Source organism: Streptomyces sp. NPDC012474 (assembly GCF_042955185.1).
Taxonomy (GTDB): domain Bacteria; phylum Actinomycetota; class Actinomycetes; order Streptomycetales; family Streptomycetaceae; genus Streptomyces; species Streptomyces cahuitamycinicus.
Genome location: NZ_JBIBEP010000023.1, coordinates 107065 through 126570, shown reverse-complemented (window position 1 = coordinate 126570; position 19506 = coordinate 107065). Strand labels below are relative to the sequence as shown.

Below are 19506 nucleotides of genomic sequence, written 5' to 3'. Positions count from 1 at the left end.
CACGGTGGGATCGAAAGGGTGCGAACCAGCGATCCATGGGCAGTCGGAAGGCGTTCGAGGCAGACCGCCTGGAGCCGCAGAAAGGGATGAACACCGTGACACGACCCAGGATCCTGGTGGTTGGCGCAGGCTTCGCCGGCGTGGAGTGCGTCCGCCGTCTGGAACGGAAACTCTCCCCGGACGAGGCCGACGTCACGCTGGTGACGCCGTTCGCCTACCAGCTCTACCTGCCGCTGCTCCCCCAGGTCGCCTCCGGTGTGCTGACGCCGCAGTCGATCGCCGTCTCGCTGCGCCGCAGCAAGAAGTACCGCACAAGGATCATTCCGGGCGGCGCCATCGGCGTGGACCTGAAGTCCAAGGTCTGCGTCATCCGCACCATCACCGACGAGATCGTCAACGAGCCGTACGACTACATCGTGCTGGCGCCCGGCAGCATCACCCGGACCTTCGACATCCCGGGGCTGACGGATCACGCGTTCGGGATGAAGACGCTCGCCGAGGCGGCGTACATCCGTGACCACGTCATCTCGCAGCTGGACCTGGCCGACGCGAGCCAGGACCCCGTGGAGCGGGCCTCGCGGCTGCAGTTCGTGGTGGTCGGCGGCGGTTACGCCGGCACCGAGACCGCGGCGTGCCTGCAGCGGCTGACGCACGCGGCGGTCAAGCGCTACCCGCGCCTGGACCCGGGCCTGATCAAGTGGCACCTGATCGACATCGCGCCGAAGCTGATGCCGGAGCTGGGCGACAAGCTCGGCAGCAGCGCGCGGGACATCCTGCGCCGGCGGGGCATCGAGATCTCCCTGGGCACCTCCATCGCCAAGGCCGGCCCCGAGGAGGTCACCTTCACCGACGGGCGGGCGATCCCGACCCGCACGCTCATCTGGACCGCCGGGGTCGTCGCCAGCCCGCTCATCGCCACGCTCGGCGCGGAGACGGTCAAGGGACGGCTCGCGGTCGCCCCCGAGATGAACCTGCCGGGCGACGACGGGGTGTTCGCGCTCGGCGACTCGGCCGCCGTGCCCGACCTGGCCAAGGGAGAGGGGGCCATGTGCCCGCCCACCGCGCAGCACGCCCTGCGGCAGGGCAAGCACGTCGCCGACAACGTCATCGCGTCACTGCGGGGCCAGGTGATGAAGCCGTACGTCCACAAGGACCTCGGGCTCGTCGTCGACCTGGGGGGCACCGACGCGGTCTCCAAGCCGCTGGGCATCGAACTGCGGGGGCTGCCCGCCCAGGCAGTGGCCCGCGGCTACCACTGGTCGGCGCTGCGCACCAACGTCGCCAAGACGCGCGTGATGACGAACTGGCTGCTCAACGCGGTCGCCGGTGACGATTTCGTACGGACGGGGTTCCAGACCCGCAAGGCCGCACGGCTGAAGGACTTCGAGTACACGGACGCCTATCTGACGCCGGAGCAGGTGCGGGCGCAGGTCGAGGGGGCCGGCCGGCCGGAGTAGGACCGGGCCGGACGGGAGCGTCCGCCCGTGGCATGCCATGCTGAGGTACGGATCTTGGTGTGAGTCGGGAGAGAGTGCGGCGGCGTGAGGGCAGCGGGACGCGCGGTGCGGGCACGAGTGCGGGACCGGACCGCCGCGTCCGACCCCGGACTGCTGCGCCTGACGGCCGGGTTGCGGACGGTCGGCGCGATCACCCTCACCCTGGCCGTGCACTCCCTGCTGGGTGCCGATGTGCACCTCCTGGTGGCGGGGGCCATGGCGGCGATGGTCGCCACCTTCGCCATCCGGGAGAAGCAGCCGTCCGCACAGGCCGTGACGCTGGCGTTGGGCCTGCCGGTGGCCCTGGCCTCGGTGTCCCTGGGCGCGGTGCTCAACGCGCTTCTCTTCGTCGGTGACGTCTTCTTCGTCGTCCTGATCTTCTGCGCGGTCTACGGCCGCCGGTTCGGCGACCGGGGCACCGCGCTCGGGCTGATCGGCTTCCAGGTCTACTTCCTGTCCCTGTTCGTCGGCGCCACTGCCTCCACGCTGCCCGCGCTGTGCGGTGCCATGGCCGTGGCGTTCTGCTCCAGTGCCCTGATGCGCTTCGCCGTCGTGCCCGCGACGCCCACGGGTGTCCTGTTGCGGATGCGGCTGGCCTTCCGCGCGCGGCTGGCCCAGCTGGTGTCCGCGCAGCTCGAACTCCTCGACGCCCCCGCGCACGAGATGGACAAGGCGCTGAAGGCCGTGCGCGAGGGCACCGCGCGGCTCCACGAGACGGCGATGATGATCCAGGACCGGCTGGAGGAGGGCACTTCGGACGAGTCGGCGGCGCGGCTGGTGCAGCGCAGGATCGCGGACGCCGAGATCGCCGCCGAGCGGCTCGGCCTGTTGCTGCTGACCGCCCGCACCGCCGAACGGGCCGACACGCTCACCCTGCACCTGCCGGGCGCGCCCGCACCGTCGGTGGCCGGGCCGGCCGTGCCGGACGAGGCGAGCGCCGTCCTCCGCCGTGATCTGCAGGCGCTGCACGCCCTGGTGCTGCGGGCGGGCAGCGGCGACACGGGCACGGGGCTGGCCCATGTGCGCAACCGGCTCCTGGGCTACCGGGACGAGGAGAACCTGCCGCCCGCGTCGGCCGCCGTCCAGGACGTATTCCGCGGCATCGGCGAGTCGGCCCGCGCGGTGCTCGGGCTGCGGATCGCCCTGGACGGCCCGCAGGACGAGTCGGACGACTCCCCCGCGACGGCCCGCTCCCGCGAGGAGCTGGACGCCGAGGACGCCGCGATCGACGGCGGCGGCGAGGAAGCGGCGCAGGAGGAGCAGACGGGGCTGCGGCGGCCCACCACGCGCGCGGCCGTGCAGGTCGCCGTCGGGTCCTCACTGGCGATCGTGGGCGGTGAGCTGCTGTCCACGCAGCGCTGGTACTGGGCGGTGCTGACGTGCTGGATCGTTTTCCTCAACACCGCGTCGACGGGCGAGATCCTGGTCAAGGGGTACCGGCGGCTGCTGGGCACGGTGTTCGGCGTGGTGGCCGGCATCGTCCTGGCGGGACTGGTCGGCCGGCACACCTGGACGGCGTTCGCCCTGGTCCTGGTGCTGATCTTCGCGATGTTCTACGTGGCGCCGCTGTCGTACACGCTGATGTCGTTCTTCGTCACCGCGATGCTGGGGCTGCTGTACACGCTGCTGCACACCTACAGCCTCGACGTGCTCGTGCTGCGGATCGAGGAGACGGCGCTGGGCGCGGTCTGCGGGGTGGTCGCGGCGGCGCTGGTCCTGCCGGTGCGGACGGATCGCCGTACGAACGAACTGCTCGGCACCGTGCTGGAGCGGCTGGCCGAGGTCACCGAGGCCGCGGTCGGCCAGCTCAGCGGCGGGCCGGCGGACGAACTGCTGGACAAGGCGCGCGACCTCGACCAGGCGCTGGCCGATCTGCGGGCCGCGACCCAGCCGTTGATCCATCCGGTCACCCCGCTGCGGACCCGGCGCCACACGGCCCGGTACGTGGTGGCGCTGCTGGAGACGTGCGCGTACCACGCGCGGACGCTGGCGGCGACCGCCGAGCTGCTGCCCACGCACCCCTCGATCGCGGCCGACCCGCGGCTGCGCGGGGCCGCCGGGCGCACGGTGCGCAACATCGAGACCATCGCGGCCCGGGTCGCCGACGAACACGCGGGCGCGCAGGTCGAGACCGGACCGAGCATCGCGTCCCTGCTGGGATCCGACGCCGGCACCCCCCGCTACGGCCGCATCACCGATCGCGTGCTGCGGCATCTGGAGCGGCTGGACGAGGCCGTGGTGGGCCTCGCCCGGCCCCTGGACGTGCCGGTGGCGGCACCCAAGGGGTGAGAGCCCCCAGGGGGCCGCTGCCGGTCAGAAGTCCGTGGGCAGCCCGCTCACCTCGGCGATGCCCCGCAGCTCCTCGGTCTGCTTGTGCCGGTCCCTGATGTAGTCGGCTATCTCGCCGAGGCGGGTCGGGTCGGACGCGGTGGTGGCGTCCGTGACGATCCTGACCGGGCCGGTGTCGTCGACGTGGAGTTCGACCACTTCGTTGTCCAGGCGGCCGGTGACGGCGGTGGCGATGACGAGGGCCACCTCGTCACGGACCTCCTGGGGGAGCTCGTCGTTGTTCCCGGAGTCGAGCGCGAAGTCGAGGCTGGACAGGCGTTCCTCTTCGATCGCCTCGAGGACCGGTTCCACCGCGCGCATCAGGAGGCGGTAGTCCTCCGTGTCCATCCGGATGCGCAGGAGGTCCAGGTACACGTCCACGGGCCGGCCGTCGCCATGCGGAATCTCGGAATCGCTCATTGGCTTCGTGTTCCCCGCAGAACGCGGCTCAGACGCGCCGCCACCGTGCCATGGCGAAGGAGAACACTCCGAAGAGCACCAGCCCGGCCGCGACGCAGACGAGCAGCCAGGGGCCGAGCGGGGTGTCGGCGAACGAGCGCAGGGTGTCGTCCAGACCCTTGGCCCGGTCCGGTTCGTAGTCGATGGCGGCGCGGACGGCGAAGACACCGGCCACGGCGAACACCAGCCCGCGGGCGGCGCCGCCGGCCACGCCGGTGACGTCCACCAGCCGCCGCGTCCGGTGACTCATCTGGCCCAGCCGGAGCTTGTCGTGGTACTTGCGCAGCACCGCGCGTACGGCGATCCAGCCACCGGCGCCTATGACCGCGAGGCCTGCGGCACCGACCAGCCACTGGCCGGCGGGAATCTCCAGGGCTCTGGCCGTGGCGTCCCTGGACTGCTGGTCGCTGGATCCACCGCTCTGGTGGCGGCTTGCCGCGAACGACAGCACCGAGTAGGCGACGAAGACGTAGAAGGCGAAGCGGACCGTCGCCATCAGCCGCTTGCGGGCGCTGCGGCCGTCCTTGCCGACCGCGCCGAAGAGCGCCTCGGACAGCCGCCACAGGGCCATGCCGACGAGCCCGATGCCCAGTGTCCACAGCAGCACCGCGCCGTACGGCTTCTGCGCCAGTTCCTGCAGCGCTCCCCCGCGGTCGGCCTGCCGGCCGGTGTCGCCGAAGGCGATCTGCAGGGCCAGTGCTCCGACGAGCAGATAGATCACGCCCCGGGCGGCGAAGCCCGCCCGTGCCGCCCCCTCGGTCGCCGAACCCCGCGCCATCCGCCGGGCCCGGAACCGACCGGTCTGTGCCATCGCACTCGTGTTCATGTCGACCTCCCGGCAGTCCGGATGCCCCGGGTCGGCGTTCACACACCCCGCGCAACCCGCGGACCAGGGGATTCCGGTTCTGCGCCGGGCGCTGTCTCCGCAGCCGTACGGCGGCGCCACTCCCGTCGCGCACCCAGGATCGCCGGAACTGTGCAACACGCCCGGCGCGGCCGAGGGTGTGCAGGCGCTCCGGCTCGCCGTCGTCGTCGGCTGCCGCCCGCCCCGCTGTGGACATGAAGCTCCTCAGGTGTGCCATGACGCGCGGGGGCCCGGCCGCGGCTTCCGCCGACGGCCGGGCCTCGTGTCGCGTCGTCTCCTCCGGCGTCAGGGACGCGCGGGGGTCAGGCGGGCTCCGGGGCCGGCATGCGCTGTCCGGTCATCGGAGCGGCGGGTTCGCGTGCCGGTGCGGGTGCGGCCGCGAGCCATTGGTGGGCGGCTTCCAGGGCGCGCTTGACGTCCCGGGTGCCGGTGGACACGCACAGCGTGTACGCCAGGTCGCGTGCTCTGGGGTTCGGCTCCGCCGGTCCGCGGGCGGCCTCGGCGGCCGCCTGGGCCTCGTATTCGTCGACGAGTCTGCGCAGCACGGCGGGGTGGGGCCTCAGCATGGTCGTTCGCTCCTCGTGGGGTCGGGTGGTCAGGCCGTCGTGGAGGTGCCGCCGCTCCCCCGGCTGCCCGTCCGCTGCCCCAGGACCTCGTCGCGCACGCGGGCGCAGCTGCGGCTGATGAGGCGGGAGACGTGCATCTGGGAGATGCCGAGATGGTCGGCGATGCGGCTCTGGGTCATGTCCTCGAAGAAGCGCATGTAGAGGATGGCCCGTTCGCGTTCCGGCAGCCGGCGCAGGCCTTCCTTGGCGGACTCGCGGTCCACGACGACGTCGTAGGACGAGTCGGCCGCGCCGAGGGTGTCGGCGAGGCTGTAGCCGTCGTCGTCGGCCGAGAGCTCGGCGTCCAGCGACAGGGTGCTGAAGCTGTCCAGTGCCTCGAGCCCGGCGTTGACCTCTTCCTCGCTGAGGCCGGTGTGGGTGGCGAGGTCCGCCACGGAGGGCTCGGGGCTGCCCGGGTTCTGGGTGAGTTCACGGCGTGCCACCCGCACCTTGTTGCGCAGCTCCTGCACACGGCGGGGGACCCGCAGGGCCCACATACGGTCCCTGAAGTGGCGCTTGACCTCGCCGGTGATGGTGGGGACGGCGTAACTCTCGAAGGCACCCCGGCTGACGTCGAACCGGTCGATGGCCTTGACCAGGCCCAGTGCGGCGACCTGCCGGAGATCCTCGATCGACTCCCCGCGGTCGCGGAAGCGGCCGGCGATGCGGTGGGCCATGGGCAGCCACAGGGTGACCAGTTCGTCGCGGACGGCCTCCCGTTCGGGACCCTCTTCCAGCTCCGCCATCCTGGCGAAGAGGGCGGCGGTGTCGGGGGCGTCGTCGTGACGCCGCCGGGAGGCGGGGGTCGTCGTTTCGGGCGTGCCGGGACGATGGGTGGGCGTTTCGATGAGCATGCGGATTCGCTCCTGAACGGTGGTTTCAGGGACTGACCGCGGGAGGACGCTGCCCGGATCGCCTGGACGGCCTCCGGGGCAGCCATACCGCTCCCGCTGGCGCGCCTCCGGTCCGAAGCACGAAACTGCGTCTGCCCTGACCCCGGTGGAACAAACTCCGCTTTGCAGTGCAATCTGCCGGGTACCGCCTCACGGGCGTTCAGGACAGGGGGACGACAGCGGTGATGCACTTGCCCCCGGCGGGCAGATCCGACACCCGGACGTCGCGGGCCAGCCGGCAGACGATGGGCCAGCCGTGGCCACCGTGCCGCAGCCGGCCCTGCGGGTCGGCGCGGGGCGGGGTCACGGGCAGCGCGTCACTGCGGTCGCTCACCGAGAGGCGCACACCGGGGCCGTCGACGTCCACCTGGAAGTCGGTGACGCCGCCGCCGTGCAGGATCGCGTTGGTGGTCAGTTCCGAGACGACGAGCAGCGCGTCGGACAGGCCGTCCGTGTCGCACGGGGTGTGGGTGGCCCGGCAGCGTTCGGCCACGGCTCGCTCCACCGCCCGGCGCGCCTCGGCGGGTTTGCACGGCCGGGCCCGGTGGGCGCCGGGCGGCTCGAATACGGGTTCGATCATGTGCTCCTCGCACATTGGGCAGCTCCCTGGCAGCACGGACGGAATGCCGGGTCCGCACCTCGTTCCCCGGCCGCCCGCACGGGCCTGCCCGGGGCCCGCGGACCCATTGCCTGTCTCGACCTGCCGCGGCGTTCGGGGCGCACACCGCGCGAACGCCGCGGTCTTACTCCTCGGCTCACCTCTCCCCGCACCTGCAAACCTCCGGTCCGGCGGGAAGGCCCGAAAACACCCCGGACGGCCGTGACCCGATGTCATCCCCGTGCTCTGGGCGGGTAGGCGGAGTGCATGACCGATGTGGTGGATTCCGACGAGCTGTTGCGGCGTATCCAGCGTGCGAGGGAGTGCGCGGTGCAGGAGGAGCGGACGTGGCGGACCAGGAGCGAGGAGCTCGACGCGACGGACCCGCAGGGGGCCCGGGACGCGGCCGTGCGGCGGATGTCCTACGAGGCGGTGCTGCGGGTGCTGGACGAGATCGTGGCCCCGGGCAAACACGCCCCGGAGGGCTGACCGGGCGCGGGCCGGTGCCGGTGCGGGCGTGACCGGATTGCGAGGGCACACGCCGGGAACCCGGTGCGCATGACAGCCGACCACACGCGAGCACCGGTCCTGGAAGCCCTGGACGAGTACCGACGCAAGGGGCACCTGTCGTTCACGCCGCCCGGGCACAAGCAGGCCCGCGGGGCGGATCCGGCGGTCCGGGAGATCCTCGGTGACGCGGTGTTCCACGGGGACGTGCTGGCCTCGGGCGGTCTGGACGACCGGCTCACCCGGGGCCGGGTGCTGCAACGCGCCCAGGATCTGATGGCCGACGCCGTGCACGCCGAGCACACGTTCTTCAGCACCTGCGGGAGTTCCCTTTCGGTGAAGGCCGCGATGCTGTCGGTCGCGGGCCCGCACGAGAAGCTGCTGGTCGGACGCGACGCCCACAAGTCGGTGGTCGCGGGGCTGATCATCTCCGGTATCGAGCCCGTGTGGGTCGAGCCCCGGTGGGACTCCGAGCGGAACCTCGCCCATCCGCCGTCCGCCGAGGAGTTCGACCGGGCCTTCGACGCGCATCCGGACGCGCGCGGAGCGCTGGTCACGAGTCCGACGCCGTACGGCGGCTGCGCGGATCTGCGGGCGATCGCCGATGTCTGTCACCGGCGCTCGCGGCCGCTGATCGTCGACGAGGCGTGGGGCGCGCATCTGCCGTTCCATCCCGGCCTGCCGTCCTGGGCGATGGATGCGGGAGCGGACATCTGCGTGACGAGCATCCACAAGATGGGCAGCGGCCTGGAGCAGGGCTCGGTCTTCCACCTCCAGGGCGACCTGGTGCCGCCGGAGCTGCTGGGGATGCGTGCGGACCTGCTGGGCACCACCAGCCCCTCGGTGCTGATCTTCGCGGGCCTGGACGGCTGGCGGCGGCAGATGGCGCTGCACGGCGAGGAGCTGATGGGCGGTGCGCTGGATCTCGCGGCCGAGGTACGGGCCGCCATCGAGGAGATCGACGGACTGCACGTCAACGACCGGAACGACTTCTGCGGCCCGGGCCTGTCCGACGACCTCGACCCGCTGCCCGGCGTCATCGACCTCACCGGCCTCGGGATCACGGGCTTCCAGGCGGCGGACTGGCTGCGCGAGCACCGGCACATCGACGCGCACCTGGTGGATCACCGCCGCATCGGCGCGCAGATCACCCACGGCGACGACCGGGAGACCACCCGGGAGTTGCTGGAGGCACTGCGGGACCTCGCCCGGGCGGCCGGCGACCTGCCCGGAGCGCCGAGGGTGGAGGTGCCGTCGCCGCCGGAGTTGCGCATGGAGCAGACGGTGCTCCCCCGGGACGCGTTCTTCGGCCCGGCCGAGGCCGTGCCCGTGTCCGAGGCGGCCGGGCGGGTGGCGGCCGAGATGATCACGCCGTATCCCCCCGGCATTCCGGCGGTCCTCCCGGGCGAGCGCCTGACCGAGCCGGTGCTGGCCTACCTGCGGACGGGACTGGACGCGGGCATGCATCTGCCCGACCCCGAGGACCCGGAACTGGAGACGGTCCGCGTGCTCGCGCAGTGACCCCGGGCGTGAAACAGGTCACGCCACCCGGTCCATGGGGCGCACACGGCGCCAAGATGGTTTACGGTTAATCCATACGTGGTGACGGAGTCGACCCCTCGTCCTCCGTGCACCACCACTGACGGCCCTGGCTGGTCTCCCCCGTCCAGCCAGGGCTTTTTCATGCCCGGACCACGGGCCGGAAGAAGTCGCGTACGCCGAGGTGCCCAGGGCCCCGCCAGCGGCTGAAATGGGCTTAGGGGTCCTTGCACCCCTCAGGGACAGCACCGCAGTCGACCACCCGGCGAGGAGCTCCGCATGACCAAAGCGATCAAACTCCTGACCGCCCTGCCTCCGCCCCAGCGGCAGCGCCTCATGACGCTCGCCCAGGAGGTGTCCTTCCCCGAGGACACCCGGATCTTCGAGGCGGGCGGCCCGGCCGACCGCTTCTGGGTCATCCGCTCCGGCGCCGTCTCCCTGGACCAGCAGGTGAACTCCCTGCAGCGGGTGACCGTGGCCAGCCTCGGCGCGGGCGACCTGCTCGGCTGGTCCTGGCTGTTCCCGCCGTACACCTGGGACTTCGGCGCGGTGGCCTTCAGCCCGGTGCGGGCCTACGAGTTCGACGCTCAGGCCGTGCTGGGGCTGTGCAAGGAGGATCCGGAGCTGGGGATGACGCTGGTGCGCAACGTCGCCGAGGTGCTCGCGCACCGGCTGGAGATGACCCGGGGCAAGCTGATGGAGCAGTACACGCTGCACCGGCGCGGAGTCCTGTGAGGCGTCAGACCCGGAAGCGCCGCAGCGCCGGTACCGCGGCGGCGAGCACCAGCATCACGGCGACGACCAGCAGTCCGCCGCCCGCGACGGCGGCGCGGGGGCCGAAGGCGGATCCCGCGGTGCCGTGCAGCACGTCGGCCAGACGCGGGCCGCCCGCCACGACGACGGTGAAGACGCCCTGCATGCGCCCGCGCATCTCGTCGGTGGCGGCGGAAAGCAGGATCACCCCGCGGAAGACCATGGAGACCATGTCGGCCACCCCGGCGAGGGCGAGGAACGCCACCGCGATCCACAGGTTGCGGCTCAGTCCGAAGCCGGTGATGGCCACACCCCAGGCGACGACCGCGCCGATGACCATCCAGCCCTGCCGCCGGGCCCGGGAGAAGGTTCCGGAGAACAGCCCGCCCAGGACGGCGCCGACGGGGATCGCCGCGAACAGCAGGCCCAGCGCGAGGCCTTCGCCGTACGGGGCGTAGGTCTGGGAGGCGAGCTGCGGGAACAGGGCGCGGGGCATGCCGAGGACCATGGCGACGATGTCGGCGAGGAACGACAGCAGCAGCACGGTGTGCCCGGAGATGTAGCGGAAGCCGGCGGCTATCTCCTTCACGCCCGCGCGGCGCACGGCCGTACCGGCCTGGGGCGGCAAGGGGGGCAGTCGGTACACCGCCCACACCGTCACGCACAGGGCCACCGCGTCGATGAGGTACAGCACGGGAAGCCCGATGACGGGGATGAGGGCGCCGGCGAGCAGCGGGCCCGCCACCTGCCCGGTCTGCATCACGGTCGAGCCGAGGGCGCCCGCGGCGGGCAGTTCGTCCTCGGGGACGAGACGGGCGATGGAGGCGTTGCGGGCCGGGGCGTTCAGGCCCCAGAAGGCCTGCTGCACGGCGAGCAGCAGCATCAGCGCGGCGACCGAATCCAGGCCGGCGAAGGCCTGGAGCCAGAACAGCAGCGAGGTGACGGCGATGCCGCTGTTGGTGATCAGCAGCAGCTTGCGCCGGTCCATGGTGTCGGCGATCGCCCCGCCCCAGAGCGCGAACACGATCAGGGGCACGAGGCCGGCCAGGCTCGCGGCGCCGACCCACGCCGAGGAGCCGGTGATGTCGTAGATCTGCTTGGGGACGGCGACGGCGGTGAGCTGGCTGCCGACGGCCGTGACGAGGGTCGAGCCCCACAAACGCCGGTAGGCGGGTCGGCGCAGGGGGCGGGTGTCCATGGCCCAGCGGCGCCGGCCGCGCCGCCGGGGCTCCTGGGGTCCGGGCTCCCGCTCTTCGGTCGTGCTCTCGCTCGCGTCCACGCGCCGCTTCCTCGATGCTTGCTACATCTTTCCGGGCGGGGATCACTATCGCACTCGTGCCGGCCGGATCGGCGGCCGGTCTCAGCTTCCGGCGATCAGCACGGCACCGAGCACGATCATGGTGGCGGCGACCAGGCCGTCCAGGACCCGCCAGGCCGCGGGCCTGGCGAGGAACCGGCCGAGCATCCGGGCGCCGAACCCGAGGGCGGCGAACCAGCACAGGCTGGCCAGCACCGCGCCGAGGCCGAACGTCCAGCGCAGGGAACCGTGGTCGGCGGCGACGGAGCCCAGCAGGAACACGGTGTCGAGGTAGACGTGGGGATTGAGCCAGGTCATCGCCAGGCAGGTGAGCACGGCGCGGCGCACCGATCCGGCCGCCTCCCCCTCCGCCCGCAGCGCGTCACCGCCGGACCGGAACACCCGGCGGGCGGCCAGTGCCCCGTAGACCAGCAGGAACGCGCCGCCGATCCAGCCGACCGCCGTGAGCGCGCCCGGCCACCGGGCCACCACCGCGCCGACCCCGCCGACCCCGAGCGCGATGAGCGCCGCGTCCGACAAGGCGCAGATGGCCACCACGGCGAGGACGGCCTGACGGCGGATGCCCTGGCGCAGGACGAAGGCGTTCTGCGCTCCGATGGCGACGATGAGGGAAAGGCCGGTGCCGAATCCGGCGGCGCCGGCGGTGAAGGTGCTGGTCATGGCGTCGACGCTACGGACACACCCGGGCACGGTCCAGCTAATGATTCTTACGTATCATAAGTAGATGTGATGATGACGGATCTTCCGCTGGACCAGGTGCGGACCCTGCTCGCCGTCGTGGACGAGGGCACGTTCGACGCGGCGGCGGCCGCGCTGCATGTGACGCCGTCGGCGATCAGCCAGCGTGTGAAGGCACTGGAGCAGCGCACGGGACGCGTCCTGCTGCTGCGGACCAAGCCGGTGCGACCGACCGATTCGGGCGAGGTGCTGGTGCGGCTGGCCCGCCAGGTGGCGCGGCTGGAGCACGAGGCGCAGGCGGAGCTCGGACTGAGCGGCGAGGGGGAGCCGACGCGGGTGTCCGTGGCGGTGAACGCGGACTCCCTCGCAACCTGGTTCCTGCCCGTCCTCACGCGTGTTCCGGCGGAGTTCCGGCTCTGCTTCGAGCTGCGCCGCGAGGACGAGGACCACACGGCGGCCCTGCTGCGGGAGGGCACGGTGATGGCGGCGGTGACGTCGTCCCCGGATCCCGTGCCGGGCTGTTCCGTGCGGTCGCTCGGGCGGATGCGCTACCTCGCCGTGGCCGCGCCGAAGTTCGCCGCCCGCCACCTCGGCGGGCCTGTGGCGCGGACCCTCACGGAGGTGCCCGTGGTGGTCTTCGACCGGCGCGACGACTTCCAGGACGGCTTCGTCCGGGAGCTCACCCGGGGGCGGAGCGGCGCGAGCGCGCTGCGGCACTACGTGCCGACCTCGGAGGGCTTCGTCGAGGCCGTGGCCGCCGGGCTGGGCTGGGGTCTGGTGCCGGAGCCCCAGGCGGATCCGCTGCTGGGCGACGGCCGGCTCGTCGGCATCGCTCCGGGCCGCACGGTCGACGTGCCGCTGTACTGGCAGCAGTGGAAGCTCGACTCGCCGGCGCTGGTGCAGGTCGCGGAGACGGTGACGGCGACCGCGGCGGAGGCGCTGCGGCCCTGATCCCTCAGTCCCGGACGGCTTCCAGCCGGGCCGCCGCGCTGTCGAGCAGCATCTCCAGGGCCGCCGGATAGGCGCTGGTGAGCATGCGGGTGGCGAGCAGGGGCGCCGCCTCGGCGATGCGTGGGTGGGTCGTGGCGGGCAGGCGGGCGTACGTCGAGCGCCACATGTCCTCGTCGGCGTGCAGCGAGTCGCTGGGAAGGGCCAGGGAGGCGGCGTCCAGCGCGGCGAAGGCCAGGGTCTGGTCGATGAAGGCGTGGTAGATGCGCACGGTGTCGGACAGCGGGAAGCCGGCCGTGCGCAGGACGTCCAGGACAGCCTCGTCGGCGGCCAGCTCATGGGCCCGGCCCGTGACCCGGTTCGTGGTCAGCAGGGCCGCCTGCGGATGGGCGAGATACGCGCCGTGGATGCGCGACCCGAAGGACCGCAGGTCCGCCCGCCACTCCCCCGTGGGCCGCCAGCCCTCCAGGGCCTGGCCGATGAGGGCGTCGCCGATGGCGAGGGTCAGATCGTCCATGCCCCGGAAGTAGCGGTAGAGCGTGCTCGGGTCGGCGTCCAGGGCGAGCCCCAGCCGGCGGGCGGTCAGTCCGGCGCTGCCGTGTTCGCGCAGCATGCGCAGCGCGGTCTCGACGATCAGCTCCTCGGACAGCACGGTGCCGCTCTTGGTGGGCCTGCGTCGGCGGCGTTTCTCCTCGGGCACCACGGGCTTCGGCACGGCGGGCTCCCTCCCCGGGGACCGGCCCCGGTCCTTATGCCAACGCCATTGACCTTATGACAGGAGGCGACGTTGTATCTCCTCAAGGACGCGTCACGTTCTGCGCAAATAGGGAGTTTCTGTCATGCGTGTACTGCTCGTGGGTGCCGGTGGTGTGGGCGGGGCGATCACTCGCATCGCGACCCGGAGACCGTTCTTCGAGGCCATGGTGGTGGCCGACTACGACCCGGCACGGGCCGAGGCGGCGGTCGCGGCGCTCGGAGGTGACGCACGGTTCACCGCCGAGCAGGTGGACGCGGGCGACGAGGCCGCGGTGACCCGCCTGCTCGCCTGGCACCGCTGCGACGTCCTCCTCAACGCCACCGACCCCCGCTTCGTGATGCCGCTGTTCCGCGCGGCCCGCACCGCGGGCGCCGCCTATGTCGACATGGCGATGTCGCTGTCCCGCCCGCATGCCGAGCGGCCGTACGAGGAGTGCGGGGTCAAGCTCGGCGACGAGCAGTTCGCGCAGGCCGCCGACTGGGAGAAGGAGGGGCTGCTGGCCCTCGTCGGCATGGGCGTGGAGCCGGGCCTGTCGGACGTCTTCGCGCGGTACGCCGCCGATGAACTCTTCGACGCGATCGAGGAGATCGGCATCCGCGACGGCGCGAACCTGACCGTCGACGGCTACGACTTCGCGCCCTCGTTCAGCATCTGGACCACCATCGAGGAGTGCCTCAACCCGCCGGTCGTCTACGAGAGGGGCAAGGGCTGGTTCACCACCGAGCCCTTCAGCGAGCCCGAGGTCTTCGACTTCCCCGAGGGCATCGGCCCGGTCGAGTGCGTGAACGTGGAGCACGAGGAGGTGCTGCTCGTCCCGCGCTGGGTCGACGTCCGCCGGGTGACCTTCAAGTACGGCCTGGGGCGGGAGTTCGTCGAGACGCTCAGGACGCTCCACCTGCTGGGCCTGGACCGCACCGACCCGGTGACCGTGCCCGGGCCGGACGGACCGGTGGCGGTCTCCCCCCGGGACGTGGTCGCCGCGTGTCTGCCCGACCCGGCGACGCTGGGCGAGCGCATGCACGGCAAGACCTGTGCGGGCACCTGGGTGCGGGGCGTGAAGGACGGCGAGCCCCGCGAGGTGTACCTCTACCACGTGGTCGACAACCAGTGGTCCATGACGGAGTACGGCTCCCAGGCCGTGGTGTGGCAGACGGCGATCAACCCCGTGGTCGCGCTCGAACTCCTCGCGACGGGCGCCTGGTCCGGTGCGGGCGTGCTCGGCCCGGAGGCCTTCTCGGCGCGGCCCTTCCTGGACCTGCTGACGGACTACGGCTCCCCCTGGGGCATGCGGGAGCAGTGAAGGACTGGCCGGGAACGCCCTGTTTCACGAACCGTCGACAGGTGACCCGAAGAGGAGTAAGCATCCGAGAGAGCACGTTTCTACTGCGATGCAGGTGACTTCGATGGACAACTGGCGAGACCACGCTGCCTGTCGGCACGAGGACCCCGAGCTTTTCTTCCCGATCGGCGCCTCCGGGCCGGCTCTGCTGCAGACCGAGCAGGCCAAGGCGGTGTGCCGACGGCGCTGCCCCGTGCAGGAGCAGTGTCTGCAATGGGCCCTGGACACAGGTCAGTCCATCGGCGTGTGGGGCGGGACGAGCGAGAACGAGCGGCGTGCACTGAAGCGCCGCGCGGCCGCCCGCCGCCGCTCCGGCTGACACCGGCCCCCACCCCTGGGAACCCCAGCGCTCGTCTGCGGCGCTCATCCGCGCCGAAGCGGTCCCCAGGGGTTTTCCGGCCGGGCCACCTCCGTCTGCGCCTCGTCGATGACCTGCGGGTCGATCCAGCACATCGGCCGGACGTCGGTGACCAGCGGTTCGTTGTCGGGCCCGCGGGAGGTCTCCCTGCCCGCGAGCACCCAGGCCCGTACGCCGGGCCCCTTCTCGTGCGGCAGATGGGCGTAGTCGTGCAGGCGACGCGCCACCCACACCCGGACCGGCCGGTCCTCCCACCGGTTCTCGACGTCGAGGGGGTTGACGGACAGGCCAGGCATGGACACGCCCGTCAGGTCGTCGGTGCTGGACACGTCGCGGAGATCGGTCGCGGGGCCGCGCGACCAGCGGACGTACAAGCCTGGTGCCGTTCGACCAGCTCGGCGAGGTCCGCGAGTGTGCGCACGACCGGCAGCTCGTCCGATCCACTCATGCCGTGTCCTCCTCCCTCGACGCCGTCGGCGGACGGAGTACCCGCTCGGCGCGAATCGGCTGTTCGGCGCGGCCGGGCACCGGGCGCCGGGCAGGGTTACGCTCGCGGCACACCCGCCCGTCGCAGAAGGGGCCGAGCATGAGTGTTCGCGTACGCCGCGTCTACGATCCGCCCGAGCCGGAGGACGGGGTGCGGGTCCTGGTCGACCGGTTGTGGCCGCGGGGGCTGGCGAAGGACGCGGCTCGGGTGGACGAGTGGCCGAAGGCGATCACTCCGTCGACGGAACTGCGGCGCTGGTACCACGCGGGCGAGGGCTCGTACGAGGAGTTCGCCGAGCGGTACGAGGCGGAGCTCGCCGCCGAGGAGGCCGCCGAGGCCCTCGACGGTGTGCGTGAGCTGCTCCGCAAGGGGGACGTGACGCTGCTGACCGCCTCGAAGACGCCGCAGGAGAGCCACGCGACGGTACTGGCCCGCCTCCTGTGAGGATGAGGGGGCGGGCCGTCCGGCGAGGTCAGGCGGTCTGTTTCGCCGCCGCCCGGCCCGCCGCCCGCCCCGAGAAGAGGCAGCCGCCGAGGAAGGTGCCCTCCAGGGCGTTGTAGCCGTGGACCCCGCCGCCGCCGAATCCGGCGACCTCACCGGCCGCGTACAGACCTTCGACCGGGTTGCCGTCGGTGCCGAGGGCTCGGGAGTCGAGGTCGGTCTGGATGCCGCCGAGGGTCTTGCGGGTGAGGATGTGCAGCTTGACGCCGATCAGCGGCCCGGCCGCCGGGTCGAGGATGCGGTGCGGGGTGGCGACCCGGCCGAGGCGGTCGCCGATGTAGCGGCGGGCGTTGCGGATGCCCTGCACCTGGGCGTCCTTGGCGTAGGGGTTGGCGATCTGCAGGTCGCGGGCCTCGATCTGGCGCTTGATCTCGGCCGCGTCGAGCAGCGGCTTGTCGGTGAGGGCGTTCATCTTCTCGACGAGCTGCTCGACGCCCGCCGCGGTCACGAAGTCGGCGCCCTTGCGCACGAACGCGTCGACCGGCCCGGGCGCGCCCTTGCCGAGGATGCGTTCCTTGAGGAATCCGGCACGGTCCTTGGCGGTGATGTCGGGGTTCTGCTCTGAGCCCGACAGGGCGAACTCCTTCTCGATGATCTTCTGCGAGAGGATGAACCACGAGTGGTCGTAACCGGCGATGTCCTCGGTGGTGCGCAGGTGCTTCAGGGTGCCGAGGGTGTCGTAGCCGGGCAGACAGGGCCCGGGCAGACGTCGGCCTAGGGCGTCGAACCACATCGAGGACGGGCCGGGCAGGATGCGGATGCCGTGACCGGGCCAGATCGGGTCCCAGTTCTGCAGGCCCTCCGTGTAGTGCCACATACGGTCGCGGTTGACCAGCCGGACGCCCGCCTCGGCGCTGATGTCGAGCATCCGCCCGTCGACATAGGCGGGGACGCCGGTGACCATCTCGCGCGGCGGGGTGCCGAGGCGCTCGGGCCAGTAGCGGCGGACGATGTCGTGGTTCGCGCCGATGCCGCCGCTGGTGACGATGACGGCCTGGGCCGTGAGTTCGAACTCGCCGATCGCGTCGCGGCTGGAGGCGACACCCCGGGGTGAGGGGTCCTCGGCCAGGACCGTGCCGCGTACGCCCCGGGCGGTGCCGCCCTCGACGACGAGTGCGTCGACGCGGTGCCGGTGGTGGAAGGTGAGCAGGCCGTCGCGGGCGGCCTGCTTGGCGTAGCGCACGAACGGTTCGACGACGCCGGTGCCCGTGCCCCAGGCGACGTGGAAGCGGGGCACGGTGTTGCCGTGCCCGTCTGCCGTGAGGTCGCCCCGCTCTGCCCAGCCGACCGTGGGCAGGAACGTGATGCCGTGCCCGTCGAGCCAGGACCGCTTCTCCCCCGCGGCGAACTCGACATAGGCGCGGGCCCAGCGCACGGCCCAGGAGTCCTCGTCCTCCAGCCGGTCGAAGCCCGCGCTGCCGCGCCAGTCGCTCCAGGCGAGGTCGAAGGAGTCCTTGATGCCCAGGCGCCGCTGTTCGGGCGAGCCGACGAGGAACAGCCCGCCGAAGGACCAGAACGCCTGGCCGCCGAGGTTGCCGGCGTTCTCCTGGTCGACGAGGGCGACCCGCCGGCCCCTGCTGGTCAGCTCGTGCGCCGCGACCAGACCGGCGAGACCCGCTCCGACGACGATGACATCGGCATCCATGGCGACCGTTCCCTTCTTCAGTTCTTCGTGTGGGCGAGGGTGCCGCTGCCATCGGTCAGCAGGGCCGTGAGCAGTTGCTTCAGCCAGGCACGGGCGCTTTCCACGTCCCGGTCCAGGAGCAGTTGCGTGGTGACGCCGTCGTACGCGGCGACCACGGCACGGGCGGCGCCGTCGGTGTCGCCCAGTACGGCGGGCAGCGCGGTGTGCCCGCGGGCCCGGCCGAGCCGGTCGGCGATGGCCTGCCGCAGCCGCGCGCGGTGTTCGAGCAGGCCCTGCGCGACCTCCGGATCGCGGGCGGCGTGCACGAGGAAGTCCGTCTTCACCAGGAGCCAGTCACGGTCGAGGAGCAGCACGTCGGTGACGCGGTCCACGGCGGCGGGCACGTCGAGGTCGGGTCCGTCGAGGGCGAGGGCGCCGGACACCTGCTCGGCGATCAGGTCGGCCCGCTCGCGGTAGAGGGCGAAGAACAGCTCGTCGAGGCTGGAGAAGTTGGAGTAGAAGGCACCCCTGCTGTAGCCGGCGGCCTCGCAGACCTCTTCGATCGAGACGTGCCCGAAGCCTTTGGCCGCGAACACGGAGAACGCCGCCTCCAGGAGGTTGGCGCGCGTGTGGGCACGGCGTCTGGTCACGCGCCCGGTGCTTCCCTCGACAGGCATGCCGCCCCCCTTTCGATACAGGACTGTATTGGATACACCGGTGTATCGAAAGAGAGGTTTCCGATGGAACATGCATTCGATTCAGAGGTACGCTGACGGCATGCACCTGCAAGGCTCCCTCTTCGACCAGGCCGACGAGGTGCGCCTCGGCCCCCTGGACGGGATCAGCCGTACCCACCTCGGCTTCGGCGCCTGGCTCGACGTGCTGCCCGGGTGGCTCCACGGCTCCGACGAACTGTTCGAACGACTGGCGGCCGAGGTCCCGTGGCGGGCGGAGCGGCGCACGATGTACGACAACGTGGTCGACGTCCCCCGCCTGCTCGCCTTCTACGGCGCGGACGACCGGCTGCCGCACCCGGTGCTGGCCGAAGCCCGGGAGGCACTCGGCACCCGCTACGGCGAGGAGCTGGGCGAGCCGTTCACCACGGCCGGGCTGTGCTACTACCGCGACGGCCGGGACAGTGTGGCCTGGCACGGCGACCGGATCGGACGCGGTGCGCGCGAGGACACGATGGTCGCGATCCTGTCGGTCGGAGCGCCCCGGGACCTGCTGCTGCGCCCCGTCGGGGGCGGCCGGGACACCGTGCGCCGTCCGCTGGGCCATGGCGACCTCGTCGTGATGGGCGGCTCCTGCCAGCGCACCTGGGAGCACGCGATCCCCAAGAGCACCCGCGCGACGGGGCCGCGCATCAGCATCCAGTTCCGCCCGCACGGCGTGCGCTGAGGGCGGACCGACCGGGGTACGGCTTCTGCTCCTGGCCTCGCTCGCCGAGGCG

Annotated in this window: 20 protein-coding genes and 1 pseudogene; 10 read left to right on the top strand and 11 right to left on the bottom strand. The window is 72.2% G+C overall.

The genetic code is table 11. From position 1 onward, the window contains the following. The first annotated feature begins 86 nt into the window (after window positions 1-86). Window positions 87-1457 (top strand): FAD-dependent oxidoreductase, encoded by a 1371-nt coding sequence (locus ACFY9S_RS35875; protein ID WP_391137305.1) that lies wholly within the window; start codon window positions 87-89, stop codon window positions 1455-1457. Window positions 1458-1541: 84 nt separating this feature from the next. Continuing rightward, window positions 1542-3785, top strand: a complete 2244-nt coding sequence (locus tag ACFY9S_RS35870) for an FUSC family protein (RefSeq protein ID WP_391137268.1) — start codon at window positions 1542-1544, stop codon at window positions 3783-3785. 24 nt (window positions 3786-3809) lie between these two features. Here the strand turns inward: ACFY9S_RS35870 and ACFY9S_RS35865 are convergent, their stop codons facing one another. The 5 genes from ACFY9S_RS35865 to ACFY9S_RS35845 form a co-directional block, all read right to left on the bottom strand. Beyond that, window positions 3810-4244 (bottom strand): hypothetical protein, encoded by a 435-nt coding sequence (locus ACFY9S_RS35865; RefSeq protein WP_102912886.1) that lies wholly within the window; start codon window positions 4242-4244, stop codon window positions 3810-3812. A 28-nt stretch (window positions 4245-4272) separates the two neighbouring features. Continuing rightward, window positions 4273-5109: a DUF1206 domain-containing protein gene (locus ACFY9S_RS35860; RefSeq protein WP_391137265.1), complete on the bottom strand. Its 837-nt coding sequence runs from the start codon at window positions 5107-5109 to the stop codon at window positions 4273-4275. A gap of 341 nt (window positions 5110-5450) precedes the next feature. After that, window positions 5451-5714, bottom strand: a complete 264-nt coding sequence (locus ACFY9S_RS35855; protein WP_391137262.1) for a DUF5133 domain-containing protein — start codon at window positions 5712-5714, stop codon at window positions 5451-5453. Between the two features lie 29 nt (window positions 5715-5743). Continuing rightward, entirely contained in the window at window positions 5744-6607 is an 864-nt protein-coding gene (locus tag ACFY9S_RS35850) for a SigB/SigF/SigG family RNA polymerase sigma factor (RefSeq protein ID WP_391137259.1), read from the bottom strand. Window positions 6608-6806: 199 nt separating this feature from the next. Then, a complete protein-coding gene (locus tag ACFY9S_RS35845) occupies window positions 6807-7241 on the bottom strand; it encodes an ATP-binding protein (RefSeq protein ID WP_391137256.1) in 435 nt (144 codons plus the stop codon). A gap of 270 nt (window positions 7242-7511) precedes the next feature. On the opposite strand from ACFY9S_RS35845, the gene ACFY9S_RS35840 reads away from it, so the two are divergent. The 3 genes from ACFY9S_RS35840 to ACFY9S_RS35830 all read left to right on the top strand — a co-directional run bounded on the left by ACFY9S_RS35840 (window position 7512) and on the right by ACFY9S_RS35830 (window position 10025). Continuing rightward, window positions 7512-7733, top strand: coding sequence for a hypothetical protein (locus ACFY9S_RS35840; RefSeq protein WP_391137253.1), 222 nt, complete (start codon window positions 7512-7514; stop codon window positions 7731-7733). A gap of 69 nt (window positions 7734-7802) precedes the next feature. Beyond that, window positions 7803-9272, top strand: coding sequence for an aminotransferase class I/II-fold pyridoxal phosphate-dependent enzyme (locus tag ACFY9S_RS35835; protein ID WP_391137250.1), 1470 nt, complete (start codon window positions 7803-7805; stop codon window positions 9270-9272). A 297-nt stretch (window positions 9273-9569) separates the two neighbouring features. Then, window positions 9570-10025: a cyclic nucleotide-binding domain-containing protein gene (locus tag ACFY9S_RS35830; protein WP_391137246.1), complete on the top strand. Its 456-nt coding sequence runs from the start codon at window positions 9570-9572 to the stop codon at window positions 10023-10025. Window positions 10026-10029: 4 nt separating this feature from the next. On the opposite strand, the gene ACFY9S_RS35825 is transcribed toward ACFY9S_RS35830, so the two are convergent. Both ACFY9S_RS35825 and ACFY9S_RS35820 read right to left on the bottom strand, forming a co-directional pair. Further along, window positions 10030-11322, bottom strand: coding sequence for an MFS transporter (locus ACFY9S_RS35825; RefSeq protein WP_391137243.1), 1293 nt, complete (start codon window positions 11320-11322; stop codon window positions 10030-10032). Between the two features lie 81 nt (window positions 11323-11403). Next, the gene (locus ACFY9S_RS35820; RefSeq protein ID WP_391137240.1) at window positions 11404-12021 is read right to left on the bottom strand and encodes a LysE family transporter; all 618 of its coding nucleotides are present in this window, start codon (window positions 12019-12021) and stop codon (window positions 11404-11406) included. 69 nt (window positions 12022-12090) lie between these two features. Between ACFY9S_RS35820 and ACFY9S_RS35815 the strand changes: the two genes are divergently transcribed. After that, window positions 12091-12990 carry an ArgP/LysG family DNA-binding transcriptional regulator gene (locus tag ACFY9S_RS35815; protein WP_391137237.1) on the top strand — a complete coding sequence of 300 codons (900 nt, stop codon included), beginning with the start codon at window positions 12091-12093 and terminating at the stop codon, window positions 12988-12990. A gap of 4 nt (window positions 12991-12994) precedes the next feature. Here the strand turns inward: ACFY9S_RS35815 and ACFY9S_RS35810 are convergent, their stop codons facing one another. Beyond that, the gene (locus tag ACFY9S_RS35810; protein WP_391137234.1) at window positions 12995-13702 is read right to left on the bottom strand and encodes a TetR/AcrR family transcriptional regulator C-terminal domain-containing protein; all 708 of its coding nucleotides are present in this window, start codon (window positions 13700-13702) and stop codon (window positions 12995-12997) included. A 124-nt stretch (window positions 13703-13826) separates the two neighbouring features. On the opposite strand from ACFY9S_RS35810, the gene ACFY9S_RS35805 reads away from it, so the two are divergent. Both ACFY9S_RS35805 and ACFY9S_RS35800 read left to right on the top strand, forming a co-directional pair. Next, window positions 13827-15044: a saccharopine dehydrogenase C-terminal domain-containing protein gene (locus tag ACFY9S_RS35805; RefSeq protein ID WP_391137231.1), complete on the top strand. Its 1218-nt coding sequence runs from the start codon at window positions 13827-13829 to the stop codon at window positions 15042-15044. A gap of 103 nt (window positions 15045-15147) precedes the next feature. Beyond that, window positions 15148-15402 (top strand): WhiB family transcriptional regulator, encoded by a 255-nt coding sequence (locus tag ACFY9S_RS35800; RefSeq protein WP_391137228.1) that lies wholly within the window; start codon window positions 15148-15150, stop codon window positions 15400-15402. Between the two features lie 44 nt (window positions 15403-15446). On the opposite strand, the pseudogene ACFY9S_RS35795 reads toward ACFY9S_RS35800, so the two are convergent. Continuing rightward, window positions 15447-15889 (bottom strand): annotated as a pseudogene (locus ACFY9S_RS35795) (DUF6098 family protein). Window positions 15890-16027: 138 nt separating this feature from the next. Here ACFY9S_RS35795 and ACFY9S_RS35790 point away from each other — a divergent pair. Next, window positions 16028-16372: a DUF488 family protein gene (locus ACFY9S_RS35790; RefSeq protein WP_391137225.1), complete on the top strand. Its 345-nt coding sequence runs from the start codon at window positions 16028-16030 to the stop codon at window positions 16370-16372. A 28-nt stretch (window positions 16373-16400) separates the two neighbouring features. Here ACFY9S_RS35790 and ACFY9S_RS35785 read toward each other — a convergent pair whose 3' ends face one another. Next, window positions 16401-18074, bottom strand: coding sequence for an FAD-binding dehydrogenase (locus ACFY9S_RS35785; protein WP_391137222.1), 1674 nt, complete (start codon window positions 18072-18074; stop codon window positions 16401-16403). Window positions 18075-18091: 17 nt separating this feature from the next. Next, entirely contained in the window at window positions 18092-18730 is a 639-nt protein-coding gene (locus ACFY9S_RS35780) for a TetR family transcriptional regulator (protein WP_391137219.1), read from the bottom strand. 100 nt (window positions 18731-18830) lie between these two features. Between ACFY9S_RS35780 and ACFY9S_RS35775 the strand changes: the two genes are divergently transcribed. Then, window positions 18831-19454, top strand: a complete 624-nt coding sequence (locus ACFY9S_RS35775; RefSeq protein WP_391137216.1) for an alpha-ketoglutarate-dependent dioxygenase AlkB — start codon at window positions 18831-18833, stop codon at window positions 19452-19454. The last annotated feature ends 52 nt before the right edge of the window (window positions 19455-19506 follow it).

What these genes read in the sequence shown, in the direction of transcription:
- ACFY9S_RS35875 (WP_391137305.1), top strand. Translation starts at nt 87, where the DNA reads ATGAACACCGTGACACGACCCAGGATCCTGGTGGTTGGCGCAGGCTTC.
- ACFY9S_RS35865 (WP_102912886.1), bottom strand. Translation starts at nt 4,244, where the DNA reads ATGAGCGATTCCGAGATTCCGCATGGCGACGGCCGGCCCGTGGACGTG.
- ACFY9S_RS35860 (WP_391137265.1), bottom strand. Translation starts at nt 5,109, where the DNA reads ATGAACACGAGTGCGATGGCACAGACCGGTCGGTTCCGGGCCCGGCGG.
- ACFY9S_RS35855 (WP_391137262.1), bottom strand. Translation starts at nt 5,714, where the DNA reads ATGCTGAGGCCCCACCCCGCCGTGCTGCGCAGACTCGTCGACGAATAC.
- ACFY9S_RS35850 (WP_391137259.1), bottom strand. Translation starts at nt 6,607, where the DNA reads ATGCTCATCGAAACGCCCACCCATCGTCCCGGCACGCCCGAAACGACG.
- ACFY9S_RS35845 (WP_391137256.1), bottom strand. Translation starts at nt 7,241, where the DNA reads ATGTGCGAGGAGCACATGATCGAACCCGTATTCGAGCCGCCCGGCGCC.
- ACFY9S_RS35840 (WP_391137253.1), top strand. Translation starts at nt 7,512, where the DNA reads ATGACCGATGTGGTGGATTCCGACGAGCTGTTGCGGCGTATCCAGCGT.
- ACFY9S_RS35835 (WP_391137250.1), top strand. Translation starts at nt 7,803, where the DNA reads ATGACAGCCGACCACACGCGAGCACCGGTCCTGGAAGCCCTGGACGAG.
- ACFY9S_RS35830 (WP_391137246.1), top strand. Translation starts at nt 9,570, where the DNA reads ATGACCAAAGCGATCAAACTCCTGACCGCCCTGCCTCCGCCCCAGCGG.
- ACFY9S_RS35820 (WP_391137240.1), bottom strand. Translation starts at nt 12,021, where the DNA reads ATGACCAGCACCTTCACCGCCGGCGCCGCCGGATTCGGCACCGGCCTT.
- ACFY9S_RS35815 (WP_391137237.1), top strand. Translation starts at nt 12,091, where the DNA reads ATGATGACGGATCTTCCGCTGGACCAGGTGCGGACCCTGCTCGCCGTC.
- ACFY9S_RS35805 (WP_391137231.1), top strand. Translation starts at nt 13,827, where the DNA reads ATGCGTGTACTGCTCGTGGGTGCCGGTGGTGTGGGCGGGGCGATCACT.
- ACFY9S_RS35800 (WP_391137228.1), top strand. Translation starts at nt 15,148, where the DNA reads ATGGACAACTGGCGAGACCACGCTGCCTGTCGGCACGAGGACCCCGAG.
- ACFY9S_RS35790 (WP_391137225.1), top strand. Translation starts at nt 16,028, where the DNA reads ATGAGTGTTCGCGTACGCCGCGTCTACGATCCGCCCGAGCCGGAGGAC.
- ACFY9S_RS35785 (WP_391137222.1), bottom strand. Translation starts at nt 18,074, where the DNA reads ATGGATGCCGATGTCATCGTCGTCGGAGCGGGTCTCGCCGGTCTGGTC.
- ACFY9S_RS35780 (WP_391137219.1), bottom strand. Translation starts at nt 18,730, where the DNA reads ATGCCTGTCGAGGGAAGCACCGGGCGCGTGACCAGACGCCGTGCCCAC.
- ACFY9S_RS35775 (WP_391137216.1), top strand. Translation starts at nt 18,831, where the DNA reads ATGCACCTGCAAGGCTCCCTCTTCGACCAGGCCGACGAGGTGCGCCTC.